Source organism: Mitsuaria sp. GD03876, assembly GCF_029840635.1.
GTDB lineage: Bacteria > Pseudomonadota > Gammaproteobacteria > Burkholderiales > Burkholderiaceae_C > Roseateles.
Genome location: NZ_JAOCCU010000014.1, coordinates 89,352 through 101,423, shown reverse-complemented (window position 1 = coordinate 101,423; position 12,072 = coordinate 89,352). Strand labels below are relative to the sequence as shown.

10 protein-coding genes are annotated in these 12,072 nt (G+C 69.4%); 1 reads left to right on the top strand and 9 read right to left on the bottom strand.

Annotated elements, in window-relative coordinates:
- Positions 1–7: 7 nt before the first annotated feature.
- The 9 genes from N5D62_RS11180 to N5D62_RS11140 all read right to left on the bottom strand — a co-directional run bounded on the left by N5D62_RS11180 (position 8) and on the right by N5D62_RS11140 (position 8,448).
- Positions 8–805, bottom strand: a complete 798-nt coding sequence (locus N5D62_RS11180; RefSeq protein ID WP_279757833.1) for an N-acyl homoserine lactonase family protein — start codon at positions 803–805, stop codon at positions 8–10.
- A 110-nt stretch (positions 806–915) separates the two neighbouring features.
- Positions 916–1,686 carry an ATP-binding cassette domain-containing protein gene (locus N5D62_RS11175; RefSeq protein ID WP_279757831.1) on the bottom strand — a complete coding sequence of 257 codons (771 nt, stop codon included), beginning with the start codon at positions 1,684–1,686 and terminating at the stop codon, positions 916–918.
- Positions 1,686–2,813, bottom strand: a complete 1,128-nt coding sequence (locus N5D62_RS11170) for a M14 family metallopeptidase (RefSeq protein ID WP_279757828.1) — start codon at positions 2,811–2,813, stop codon at positions 1,686–1,688. The genes N5D62_RS11175 and N5D62_RS11170 overlap by 1 nt, the downstream gene beginning before the upstream one ends.
- Positions 2,814–2,838: 25 nt before the next feature.
- Complete coding sequence (locus tag N5D62_RS11165) at positions 2,839–3,525, bottom strand: ABC transporter permease (RefSeq protein ID WP_279757827.1); 687 nt, start codon at positions 3,523–3,525, stop codon at positions 2,839–2,841.
- A gap of 88 nt (positions 3,526–3,613) precedes the next feature.
- On the bottom strand, positions 3,614–4,306 hold the full coding sequence (locus tag N5D62_RS11160) for an ABC transporter permease (RefSeq protein ID WP_279757825.1): 693 nt from the start codon (positions 4,304–4,306) through the stop codon (positions 3,614–3,616).
- 145 nt (positions 4,307–4,451) lie between these two features.
- Positions 4,452–5,246, bottom strand: coding sequence for an ABC transporter substrate-binding protein (locus N5D62_RS11155; RefSeq protein ID WP_279757824.1), 795 nt, complete (start codon positions 5,244–5,246; stop codon positions 4,452–4,454).
- A gap of 139 nt (positions 5,247–5,385) precedes the next feature.
- Entirely contained in the window at positions 5,386–6,360 is a 975-nt protein-coding gene (locus tag N5D62_RS11150) for an alpha/beta fold hydrolase (protein ID WP_279757823.1), read from the bottom strand.
- Positions 6,357–7,148, bottom strand: coding sequence for a sulfurtransferase (locus tag N5D62_RS11145; protein WP_279757821.1), 792 nt, complete (start codon positions 7,146–7,148; stop codon positions 6,357–6,359). Before N5D62_RS11145 ends, N5D62_RS11150 begins: the two co-directional genes overlap by 4 nt.
- A gap of 247 nt (positions 7,149–7,395) precedes the next feature.
- Positions 7,396–8,448: a peptidylprolyl isomerase gene (locus N5D62_RS11140; RefSeq protein WP_279757820.1), complete on the bottom strand. Its 1,053-nt coding sequence runs from the start codon at positions 8,446–8,448 to the stop codon at positions 7,396–7,398.
- Between the two features lie 59 nt (positions 8,449–8,507).
- On the opposite strand from N5D62_RS11140, the gene dnaE reads away from it, so the two are divergent.
- Positions 8,508–12,062 (top strand): DNA polymerase III subunit alpha, encoded by a 3,555-nt coding sequence (dnaE, locus tag N5D62_RS11135; protein ID WP_279757817.1) that lies wholly within the window; start codon positions 8,508–8,510, stop codon positions 12,060–12,062.
- Positions 12,063–12,072 lie beyond the last annotated feature (10 nt).

Genomic DNA, 12,072 nt, shown 5'->3' with positions numbered 1-12,072 from the left:
GCCGCCGCTACTTCGCCGCGGCCGGGAAGGCGGGCAGCTTGCCGATGTCGCGCGGGTCGTGCTGGATGATGACCGTGGCCTTCAGGTTCTTCTCGATCTGCTTCATCCGCTGGATCGACGCGATCGTCTGCGCGCGGTCGTCGTTGAAGCCGGGCACGCCCTCGTGCTCGTAGTTCTCATGGAAGTGGACCGCGTCGCCGCTCAGCAGCACCGGGCCCATCTCCTTGAGCCGCACCAGCAGCATGCTGTGCCCGGGCGTGTGGCCCGGCGCGCGCAGCACCATCACGGAGCCGTCGCCGAACACGTCCTTGTCCGCGGTCAGCGTCTCCACCTTGCGCTTCTCCGCGATCCACTCGGCGAAGCCCTTGGCGTTGGCGCCGCCCATCGGCGGCGTCGCGTTGATGCCTTCCCAGTCGCCCTTGCCGATCAGCAGCGTCGCGTTCTTCAGCGGGCCGAGCTGCCCGGTGTGGTCCGCATGGAAATGGCTGATGCCGACGAACTTCACCTCGGCGGGATCGACCTTGATCTGGCGCAGCAGGTCGGCCAGCGGCTTGTTGGTCGCGCTCGGGGCGGAGCCGGGCAGGTAGCCGGTGTCCCACACCATCACGTCCGCGCCATGCCGGATGACGTAGCAGCTGAAGGTGAAGGGCTTGGAGGTCTCGGTGTAGGCGTAGGTGTCGCTGAAGCGGCGCGGGTCGTTGGTCCCGTTGCCGCATTCCAGGCGCGTCAGCGTGACCTCCTGGGCCGCGGCCGACAGCGAAAGCAGCGCACCCACGTGGAGCGCCAACCAGAAGCGTGAGCTCATCTCGTCTCCTTGTCTGCGTGTCGAAGGAAAGGACGGCGAATGCCGGCGCGCGAGCTTACCGCCGCCTGGGGCGGCGCGCGACGGGCGTTACCCGGCGCGCGCGCGGGGCCTTATTTCAGGCCGCCACTCAGGAAGGCCTTCAGGCGCTCGCTCTTCGGCTGCGCGAGGACCTCGCGCGGGTTGCCCTGTTCCTCCACGCGGCCCTGGTGCAGGAACATCGTGTGCGAGGACACCTCGCGCGCGAAGCCCATCTCGTGCGTCACGACGATCATCGTGCGGCCTTCCGCCGCCAGGTCGCGCATCACCTTCAGCACCTCGCCGACCAGCTCCGGATCGAGCGCCGAGGTGGGTTCGTCGAACAGCATCACCTCGGGCTCCACCGCCAGCGCGCGCGCGATCGCCACGCGCTGCTGCTCGCCGCCCGAGAGCTGCGCCGGGTAGACGTCCTTGCGATGCGACACCCCGACCCGCGCCAGCAGCGCCTCGGCCTTCTCGATCGCCTCGGCCCGCGACTGCTTGAGCACGTGGATCGGCGCCTCGATGACGTTCTCCAGCACCGTGCGGTGGCCCCACAGGTTGAAGTTCTGGAACACCATCGCCAGCCGCGCGCGCCAGCGCTGCAGCTGCGCGGCGTCGCCGGCCTTGAGGCTGCCGTCGCGGTCGCGCACCAGCTTCAGCTCCTCGGCGCCGAGCTTGAGCGTGCCTTCGTAAGGTTGTTCCAGCAGGTTCAGGCAGCGCAGGAAGGTGCTCTTGCCCGAGCCGCTGGACCCGATCAGCGTGATCACGTCGCCCGGTTTCGCGGCCAGGGACACGCCCTTGAGCACTTCGCGTTCGCCGTAGCGTTTATGGAGGTTGTCGACAACAAGACTGGCCGCGGACATCAACGGGCTCCCAACAGTTTTCCGGTGCGGGTCGCCTCGCGGCCCGCGACTTTCGCCACACGTGCCCCGGCGGTGACCAGGCGCAGCGTGTCGCGTGCGAACAGCAGCCCGTCCACCGGGCTCCTCAGATCGGTCACCGACGCGGTGATCGGGTCGATGACCTGGGCGATCACGTCGCCCGCGGCCACCGTCTCGCCGACCTCGCGCAGGAAGGTCAGCACGCCGCCGACCGGCGACGGGATCGGGATCGACCCCGCCAGCGGCCGCGCGTCGCCCACCGGCGCCGGCACCCGGGGCGCCGGGCCGTCCGCGGCGACGAGGCCGCGATGGATCAGGAAATCGACGATCGCCTGCGCGTCCTTGGCCGCCAGGTCGTGGTGCACGTCCTGCTGGCCGCGCAGCTCCACCGTCACCGACAGGCAGGCCTGCGGGATCGGGAAGCGGTCGCCGAAATGCTTCGCCCATTTCCACCAGACCTGCGAGCAGGCCTCGTCGAACGGGTTGTCGCCGGAGTCGGTGGCCAGCAGCGTCACGCCGGCGCCCAGGAAGGCCGCCAGCGGCTCGCACTGCGGCCAGCACGGCGTCTCGGTGTAGAGGTGCATCACCGCCTGCGCGTCGCAGTGCAGGTCCAGCACGACGTCGGCGTCGCAGGCCATCAGGAACAGCGCCTTGCGCAGCGCCTTGAGCTCGGTGTCGGCCGGCGAGGCCTGGACCTCGGTCTTCAGCGCGGCGCGCAGCACCGCGACGTTGTGCGCCGGATCGGCGCCCAGGCGCGGCTCGGCGTGGCGGGCGGCGGACTCGATGTACTCGGGGTAGTGGCGGTTGAAGTTCTCGCCCGACAGGCCATCGAAACGGCCCAGGTGCGACTGCAGCCACCACTGCGACAGGCCGATCGGATTGGCCATCGGCACCAGGATCACCTCGCCGCGCAGCCGGCCCGCGGCCTCCAGCGCGTCCAGGTGGCGGCGCAGGTGCCACGCGGTCAGCATGCCGGGCAGCTCGTCGGCATGCAGCGAGGCCTGGATGTAGGCCTTCTGGCCCTGGCCGGGCTGGCCGTAGTGCAGCGAGACCAGCTCGCGCTGGGTGCCCGGCGTCGGGCTCGGGAGCGGGTGTTGTCTGAGTTGCATGGGAATCTCCAGCGGCCGGGCCGGATCAGCGCGGCATCAGCGGTTTGAGCCAGCGCTTCTCGGCCTGGTGGAACAGCCCCACCAGCACCAGCGTCATCGCGAAGTAGAAGAGCGCGGCGGTGATGAAGGCCTCGAACGGGATGTAGTAGGTGGCGTTGATGTCGCGGGCGATGCCGGTGATGTCCATGATGGTCACCACGCTGGCCAGCGCCGTGCCGTGCAGCATGAAGATCGCCTCGTTGCTGTAGGCGGGCAGCGCGCGGCGCAGCGCATGCGGCAGCACGATGCGGCGCAGCATCACGCCGCGGCTCATGCCCAGCGACTTGGCCGCCTCGATCTCGCCGTGCGGCAGCGACCGGATCGAGCCCGCGATGATCTCGGTCGTGTAGGCGCAGGTGTTGAGCACGAAGGTCAGGCAGGCGCAGAACCACGCCGAGCTGAACAGCGGCCACAGCGCGCTCTGCTGCATCCACTCGAACTGGCCCAGGCCGTAGTAGATGAGGAACAGCTGCACCAGCATCGGCGTGCCGCGGAACACGTAGGTGTAGACCCAGACCGCGCGCGACAGCAGCTTGTTGGGCAGCGTGCGCAGGATCGCCAGCGGGACGGCGCAGGCCAGGCCGATCAGCAGCGAGACGATCAGCAGTTCGGCCGTGACCAGCGCGCCCTCGAAGTAGCGCGGGAGGTTCTCGACGATGGCGTCCAGGTTCATGGGAGGTGTCGTTCGGTCGGTGTCGGAGGGGGCGTCGGTCGCGGACGGCGGGGGAGCGCGACGCGGGCGTCGATGGCGGTGTCGGCGGTTACAGCGAGTGGCGCCGCACGCCCACGGACAGGCGCTTCTGGAGCTGGTCGAACAGCAGCTCCGACAGCGAGGTGAAGCCCAGGTAAATCAGCGCGACCGCCAGGTAGAACGAGAACGGCTCGCGCGTCGCCGCGGCCGCCTGCGAGCCGCGCATCATCAGGTCGTGCAGCCCGATGACCGACACGATGGCGGTGCTCTTGATCAGCACCAGCCAGTTGTTGGACAGGCCCGGCAGCGCATGCCGGATCATCTGCGGCAGCGTGATGCGCCAGACCACCTGCCCGGGGCTCATGCCGAAGGCCAGGCCGGCCTCGCGCTGCCCCGGCGGCACCGCCAGGAACGCGCCGCGGAAGGCCTCGGTCAGGTAGGCGCCGAAGATGAAGGCGATCGTGACCACGCCAGCGATGAACGGGTTGATGTCGATGTAGTCGTCGTGACCGAGCTGCAGCGCGATCGCGTTCACCGCGACCTGGCCGCCGAAGAAGATCAGCAGCATCAGCACCAGGTCGGGAACGCCGCGGATCAGCGTCGTGTAGACCGTCGCGACGCCCTTGGCGACGCGGAACTTCGACAGCTTGGCCATCGCGCCGAGCAGGCCCAGCACCATGGCCAGCGCCATCGAGCCGAGCGCCACGCCCAGGGTCAGTACGGCGCCCTCGAGCAGGCTGGGCAGAAAGCCGTGCAGGATCATTCGATGGTCCTTGTTCGTTCGCATGCGCCCGGCACGCGGGCCGCCCGGGAAGGGGCGATCGCGGCACCGGAGAGGGGGAAGGGGGAGAGGATCGGGGATCGGGGCGGGGAGCGGGGCCCGGCGCGGCGCCGGACCCCGAGGCCGATCACTTGGCCGAGATGTCGTACTCGAAGTACTTGTCGTTGAGCTTCTTGAACGAGCCGTTGGCCTTGACCGCGGCGATCGCGTCGTTGAACTTCTTGCCCAGCGTCTTCTCGTCGGCCTTGCGCAGACCGACGCCGCTGCCGACGCCGAAGTACTTCACGTCGCTGTAGCTCGGGCCGACGAAGCCGAAGCCCTTGCCGGCCGGGGTCTTGATGAAGCCCACGTCGGCCGCCACCATGTCCGCCAGCGTCAGGTCGACGCGGCCCGACTTCAGGTCCAGGAAGGCCTGGTCCTGCGTCGCGTAGCGGACGATCTCGCTCTGCTTGAAGGTGTCGGCGGCGAACTTCTCATGGATCGTCGCGCGCTGCACGCCGATCTTCTTGCCCTTCAGGCCGGCGGGCGAGAAGTCGAACTTGGCGTCCGCCTTCGCGGTGAAGCGGGCCGGGGTGTTGTAGTACGGGTTGGAGAAGGCGATGACCTTCTTGCGTTCGTCGGTGATCGACACCGAGGCAATGATCGCGTCCACCTTGCGCGCCTGCAGCGCGGGGATCAGGCCGTCGAAGTCCTGCTGGACCAGCGTGCACTCGGCCTTCATCTCGGCGCACAGCGCGTAGGCCAGGTCGATCTCGAAGCCCTTGAGCTTGCCGTCGGCGCCGACTTCGGAGAACGGGGGATAGGCGCCTTCGACGCCGATGCGGATCTTCTTCCAGTCAGGGGCCTGGGCGTGCGCGCCGGCGGTGGCCAGCAGGGCGCACGCGGCCAGGGCGGCGCGGGCGATCAGTTGTCGTCGTTGCATGAAGGCTCCTTGAGATTGAGCAGGCATCGTGGAATGGACTTCCGGTTCCGCCTTCGGGGCGGTTCGAGCCCGCCTCGGGGGAGGCGGTTCCGGAATGGGGGGGATTGTTGCAATGCCGCACGCGTGGCGGCCATCAGGGTTAAGGAGAGTGCAAAAACGTGTGAATGGCCTGGACGGTGGACGCCGGGTCCTCCTCCTGGGGGACATGCCCCAGGTCGGGGAAGACCCGCACCTGGCTGTTCTTGATGGCGCGGTGGAAGACCTCGGCCGCGGCGGGCGGGATCAGGCGGTCCTGGCCGCCCCACAGGATCAGCGTCGGCGCCTGCACGCGCGCCAGCAGCTCGGCGTGGCGGCCGGGCTCGCGCTGCGCCAGCCGCTGCGTCAGCGCCTCGCGGTTGCCCTCGCGCAACGTGAGCTCGAAGTAGCGGTCCACCAGCGCCGCGGTCACCTTGGACGGGTCGCCGTAGACCTCGCGCACGCCACGATCCACCAGCGGCCGCGGCAGGAACACGCCGGCCAGCCAGTGCAGCACGCGCCACTCGGGCACCCGCAGCCCGGCGGGCATCGCGTCGCCGCGGATCTCGAGGCCGCCCGCGTCGACCAGCACCAGCGCGGCGATCTGCTCGGGGTGGCGCGCCGCGTACTGCCAGGCCAGGCCGCCGCCCATCGAGTTGCCGCCGAGCACCATGCGGCCAATTTGCAACTGCCGGAAAAACGACAACAGGAACGAGTCATAGGCGTCGTCGCTGTAATCGCCTAGAGGAGACGGCCCCGTCAGGCCGAAGCCGGGCAGGTCCAGCGTGATCACGCGACGCGTCGCGCTGAGCGACTTCGCCCAGCCCTCCCACGTGTGCAGGCTCGCCGCGGTGCCGTGCAGCAGCACGATGGGCGTGGTGTCGGAGCGCGGGCCCTCGTCGCGGAAATGGACCAACTGGGTCTGTCCATCCGGCAGCTTCAGTTCGAGAAAGTCCGACGGCGGCGGCGCCCAGCGCGCGATCAGGCTTTCCAGCGGCCGGTCCGGCGCCCGGAAGGCCATCGCCAGCAACGCAGTCGCCAGCACGGCCAGGCCCAGCAGCTTCATCAGCCGCGCGCCGAAGGTGGGACGCTCGGTCATTCGACGACGGAGTCGGGCGAGGGCGCCAGTTCGGGATCGACCGCGCGGCGCTCGTCGAAGACGAAGCAGTCGCCGTGGTAATGCGCCCCGCCGACTTCCTCGAAGTACTTCAGGATGCCGCCTTCGAGCTGGTACACCTTCGCGTCCAGTCCGTGGCTCACGGTCTCCTGCTCCAGGTAGAGCGCGGCCTTCTCGCAGCGGATGCCGCCGGTGCAGTAGCTCACCACCGTCTTGCCGGCCAGCTCGTCACGGTGTGCTTGCACCGCGTCGGGGAACTCGCTGAACTTCGAGATGCGCCAGTCGATCGCGCCGTCGAAGGCGCCGACATCGACCTCGAAGGCATTGCGCGTGTCCAGCGTGACCACCGGGCGGCCTTCGTCGTCATGACCCTGATCCAGCCAGCGACGCAAGGTCGCCGCCGGCAGCGCGGGCGCGCGCGGCGCCTGGTCCGGACGGATCGTCGGATGATTCATCCGGATGATCTCGGGCTTCACCTTCACCAGCAGCTTGCGGAACGGGACCGCGTCGCTCCAGCTTTCCTTGGGGGCCAGCGGGGCGAATCGCGCATCGCTTCTGAGCGCCGCCACCCACGCGTGCACCGCGTCGGGCTCGCCGGCCAGGAACAGGTTGATGCCTTCTTCCGCGATCAGGACCGTGCCCTTCAGGCCCAAGGCCATCGCGCGCTCGTGCAGCGCGTCCCGCAGGGCCTCCGGCGCTTCAATGGCGACGAAGAGGTAGCAGGAGATGTTGAGAACGGCTTGGGAGTCAGGCGGTACGGCGGTGGTCATGCCGGCGCGGTGGGTTCACACCCACGCTGGATCAGCAAAACGCGGGATTGTAGGCGGGCAGGGGAGAGGGACTTCGGGAGGCCAGGCGCGGGCGCTTCACGGGGCATGGGGCCTCCCTCCGGGAACCCCAAGCCCCATTCCGGCCCCACCCGCGCTCGCTGACCTTGCCGGCGCGCAGCGCCGGTCGGGGGCTGCCCGGGTGCTCGGTGGCCTTGCCGGCGCGTGCCGGGGGCGTCCCTTGGGGCGATCAGCGTTGGGTCGCGGGGGACTTGGGCTCGTTGAGCTTCACGTCGGGGCCGGAGGCCGGCTTCGCGCGCACCGGCACCGCGGCACCGCACAGGTCGGTGTAGCCCGGGCTGTGCACGAACCAGCCACTGCGATGGCGGCGCGCGTTCAGCAGCTCCTGCCAGGTCGGCGTGTCGGTGCGCAGCACCTGCAGCGCCGGACGCTGCTCCGGCGGCAGCGCCGCCGCCAGCGCCACCCGCTCGATGCCCAGGCGCTGCTCGGGCTTGTCGTAGAAACCCATCGTCGCGCCGCCGCGCGGCAGCGAGGACAGGAACTCCATCCCCTTCAGCACCCGGCCCACGACCGTGATGTTCAGGTCCAGCCCCCGCGGCGCATGGCCGATGACCGCGTAGAGCTCGGCGCCGGTGCTGGAATCGACCGCGTTGCCGCGTCCCGCGCCGACGCTGCCGTAGCAGTGCGCCAGCCAGGCCCGGCCGGTCTTCGGATCCGCCGCCACCGGGAAACCATCCACCTGGCCGGCGCGCGGCGCCCAGCCCTCGGCATCCGGCAGCACCGTCATCGGCACGCCCTTGAGGGGGATCGAGAACTCGGCCGGCAGGTGCGATTTCGCGCCCGTGGGGAAGGGCTTGGCCTTGCCCTTGATGCCGGCCTCCTCGTCGTCCGCGTTGGGGTCGCCCCATTGGGTGACGAAGTTGTCCTGCACCCGCACGATCGCCAGGCCGTCGTAGTAGCCGCCGCGGGCCAGCGCGCGGATGTTGTCGACGTGGGCCGGCGCGAAGCGCGGCGCCAGCTCGATGAAGACCTGGCCCTGCGGCAGCGTCATGACCAGCAGGTTGTCCGGGTCGACGTCGCGCCAGTCGGCCGCCGGCGCGGTGGCCAGGATGTCGGCGCTGCTCCGGGCCGGCTTGGCCGGCGCGGCGGCCGGCTGGGCGGCCGGCTTCGGCGCCGCCTTCTCGATGGCCTTGGCCGGCGCCGCGGCGCTCGCGGGCTGGGCGGTGGCCAGGGCCAGCGCGGTCATCAGGGCGAGCAGGGTCGGCGAGGGCGACATCGTCATCGGGGCGCTCCGTGGGCGTGTTCGATGGGGGGCGAGCATAGCCTTCTTACAATCCGCCGATGGCTTTCGTTCACCTCCGCATCCACACCGAGTTTTCAGTCGTCGACGGCACGCTGCGCATCGACGACGCCGCCGCCGCGGCGGCCAAGGACGGGCAGGTCGCCCTCGGACTGACCGACCTGGCCAACCTGTTCGGCGGAGTGAAGTTCTACAACGCCTGCCGCAAGAAGGGCGTCAAGCCCATCCTCGGCGCGGACGTCTGGCTCGAGCCCGACGCCGCCGACAAGCCGCCCAGCCGCGTGCTGCTGCTGGTGCAGAACTTCCAGGGCTACCTGAACCTGAGCGAGCTGCTGTCGCGCGCCTGGATCCAGAACGTGCAGCGCAACCAGGCGCTGCTGAAGCTGGAATGGATGCAGGAACTGCACGAGGGCCTGATCTGCCTGGGCGGCATGCAGTTCGGCCCGGTCGGCCAGGCGCTGGTCGCCGGCGACGAGGCCAAGGCGCTGGACTGGGCCCGGCGGCTGGCGGCGATCTATCCGGACCGCTTCTACATCGAGCTGCAGCGCGCCGGGCTGCCGGGCCAGGAGGCGCTGCTGCGCCAACTGGTGCCGCTGGCGGCCAAGGCCGGCCTGCCGGTCGTGGCGACGCATCCGATCCAGTTCCTCGGCGAGGAGGACTTCGAGGCCCACGAGGCCCGCGTGTGCATCGCCGACGGCGAGACGCTGGCCAACCCGAAGCGGATCAAGCGCTTCCTGCCGAGCCAGCACTTCAAGTCGCAGGCCGACATGGAGCGGCTGTTCGCCGACCTGCCCAGCGCGATCGCCAACACGGTGGAGATCGCGCGGCGCTGCAGCCTGAGCCTGGTGCTGGGCAAGCCGCAGCTGCCCGACTTCCCGACGCCGATCCAGGCCGACGGCACGCCGATGCCGATGGAGCAGTACTTCCGCATGCTCTCGTACGAGGGCCTGGAGGACCGGCTCAAGCTGCTCTACCCGGACGAGGCCAAGCGCGAGGCGGTGCGCCCGCGCTACGTCGACCGGCTGGAATTCGAGCTCGCGACCATCATCAAGATGGGCTTCCCCGGCTACTTCCTCATCGTGGGTGACTTCATCCGCTGGGCGAAGAACAACGGCTGCCCGGTGGGCCCGGGCCGGGGCTCGGGCGCGGGCTCGCTGGTCGCGTACGTGCTGTTGATCACCGACCTGGACCCGCTGCAGTACAACCTGCTGTTCGAGCGATTCCTGAACCCGGAGCGGGTGTCGATGCCCGACTTCGACATCGACTTCTGCCAGGGCAACCGCGACCGCGTCATCGAGTACGTGAAGGACAAGTACGGTCGTCCGGCGGTCAGCCAGATCGCCACCTTCGGCACGATGGCGGCCAAGGGCGCGCTGCGCGACATCGGCCGCGTGCTGGGCATGGGCTTCGGCCACGTGGACTCGATCGCCAAGCTGGTGCCGGCCCCGCCCGGCAAGACGGTGACGCTGGCCCAGCTGCCGCCGGACTTCGACCCGGACAAGGCCAAGATGGTCTACGCCCGCCACGAGTCGCCGGAGATCGGCGAGCGCGAGGCGCAGGACGAGGAAGTCGCCGGGCTGCTGGAAATGGCGGCCCGGGTCGAGGGCACGGTGCGCTCCATCGGCATGCACGCCGGGGGCGTGCTGATCGCGCCGGGGCGGATCACCGACTTCTGCCCGCAGTACCAGCAGCCGGGCTCGACCTCGGCGGTCAGCCAGTACGACAAGGACGACGTCGAGGCCATCGGCCTGGTGAAGTTCGACTTCCTGGGCCTGGCGACGCTGACCATCCTGGAACTGGCCAAGGACTTCATCGTCGGCCGCTATCCGGAGCACGCGGACTTCGCGTTCGAGACCATCCCGCTGGACGACAAGCGGACCTACAAGCTGTTCTCCGACGGCCTGACCGAGTCGGTGTTCCAGTTCGAATCGAGCGGCATGCAGCGCATGCTCAAGGACGCCAAGCCGTCGCGGCTGGAGGACCTGATCGCGCTGAACGCGCTGTACCGGCCGGGTCCGATGGACCTGATCCCGAGCTTCGTCGCGCGCAAGCACGGCAAGGAAGTGGTCGAGTACCCGCACCCGCTGGTGGAGCCGGTGCTGTCCGAGACCTACGGGATCATGGTCTACCAGGAGCAGGTGATGCAGACCGCCCAGGTGCTGGGCGGCTACTCGCTCGGCGGCGCGGACATGCTGCGCCGCGCGATGGGCAAGAAGAAGGCCGAAGAGATGGCCATGCACCGCGACCTGTTCCGAAAGGGCGCGGCCGAGAAGGGCATCGATCAGAACAAGGCCGACGAGGTCTTCGACCTGATGGAGAAGTTCGCGGGCTACGGCTTCAACAAGTCGCATGCGGCCGCCTACTCGCTGCTGGCGTATCACACGGGCTGGCTGAAGGTGCATTTCACGGCGGAGTTCTTCGCCGCGAACATGACGATCGAATCGGACGACACGGACAAGCTCAAGGTGCTCATGAACGACGCCAAGCTGTTCGGCATCGAGTTCGAGCCGCCCAACATCAACCTCGGCGTGGGCCGGTTCGAGCCGATGACGCCGGTCGGCGTCGCGTCGACGACCAAGGACGGCAAGACGGTCACGCCCAAGTCCCGCAAGATCAACTACAGCCTGGGCGCGATCAAGGGCACCGGCGCCGGCGCGATCGAGGCGATCGTGCGCGCCCGCGAGGAAGGCGGCCCGTTCACCAGCTTCTTCGACTTCTGCGCGCGGGTGGACCGCAAGGCGGTCAACAAGCGGGTGGTGGAGGCGCTGATCAAGGCCGGCGCCTTCGACGCGCTGCATCCGCAGCGCTCGCGGCTGCTGGCCAGCGTGGCGCTGGGCTACACCTACGCGGACAACCTGCAGCAGAACGCCAACCAGGGCGGGCTGTTCGACTTCGACGGCACGCACGGCTCGTCGACGGCGGAGCCGGACTTCGTCGAGGCGCCCGAGTGGGGCATCAAGGAGCGGCTGAGCCTGGAGAAGACGGCGATCGGCTTCTACCTGTCGGGCCACCTGTTCGACCAGGCGGAGACGGAGCTGCGCCGGATGGTCAAGCGCCGGATCGTGGACCTGCAGGACAGCCGGGAGCCGACGACGGTGGCGGGCATCGTGTCCGACATGCGCGTGATCAACGGCCAGCGCGGCCGGGTGGCCATCTTCAAGATCGACGACAAGACCGATGCGATCGAGGCGGTGGCCAACGAGGAGCTGCTCAACGCCAACAAGGAGCTGCTGGCCGAGGACGAGCTGATCATCGCGGTGGGCAAGGTGCAGAACGACCGGTTCTCGGGCGGGCTGCGGATGAACGTGCAGCAGGTGTTCAGCCTGGCGGCGGCGCGGGCGCGGTTCGGCCGCTACCTGCGCACCGCGCCGAACCTGCCGGCGTCGGCGGTGCTGGAGCTGGTGAAGAGCTGGCCGGCCAAGCGCGTGGAGACGGAGCAGGGCGTGCTGAGCCAGGGGCTGGAGCTGCGCATCCCGATCAAGCGCGATGGCGCGATGGCCGAGCTCGGCCTGGGCGGCGCGGGCAAGTTCTGGCCCAGCGACGAGGCGCTGGAGAAGCTCAAGCCGGCGGAGATCGTGTATTCCGAAGGCGGGTGAGGGCGGCTCG

Bases quoted from the DNA above. Each gene is read 5' to 3' on its own strand.
- N5D62_RS11180 (WP_279757833.1), bottom strand. From the start codon at position 805: ATGAGCTCACGCTTCTGGTTGGCGCTCCACGTGGGTGCGCTGCTTTCG.
- N5D62_RS11175 (WP_279757831.1), bottom strand. From the start codon at position 1,686: ATGTCCGCGGCCAGTCTTGTTGTCGACAACCTCCATAAACGCTACGGC.
- N5D62_RS11170 (WP_279757828.1), bottom strand. From the start codon at position 2,813: ATGCAACTCAGACAACACCCGCTCCCGAGCCCGACGCCGGGCACCCAG.
- N5D62_RS11165 (WP_279757827.1), bottom strand. From the start codon at position 3,525: ATGAACCTGGACGCCATCGTCGAGAACCTCCCGCGCTACTTCGAGGGC.
- N5D62_RS11160 (WP_279757825.1), bottom strand. From the start codon at position 4,306: ATGATCCTGCACGGCTTTCTGCCCAGCCTGCTCGAGGGCGCCGTACTG.
- N5D62_RS11155 (WP_279757824.1), bottom strand. From the start codon at position 5,246: ATGCAACGACGACAACTGATCGCCCGCGCCGCCCTGGCCGCGTGCGCC.
- N5D62_RS11150 (WP_279757823.1), bottom strand. From the start codon at position 6,360: ATGACCGAGCGTCCCACCTTCGGCGCGCGGCTGATGAAGCTGCTGGGC.
- N5D62_RS11145 (WP_279757821.1), bottom strand. From the start codon at position 7,148: ATGACCACCGCCGTACCGCCTGACTCCCAAGCCGTTCTCAACATCTCC.
- N5D62_RS11140 (WP_279757820.1), bottom strand. From the start codon at position 8,448: ATGACGATGTCGCCCTCGCCGACCCTGCTCGCCCTGATGACCGCGCTG.
- dnaE (WP_279757817.1), top strand. From the start codon at position 8,508: ATGGCTTTCGTTCACCTCCGCATCCACACCGAGTTTTCAGTCGTCGAC.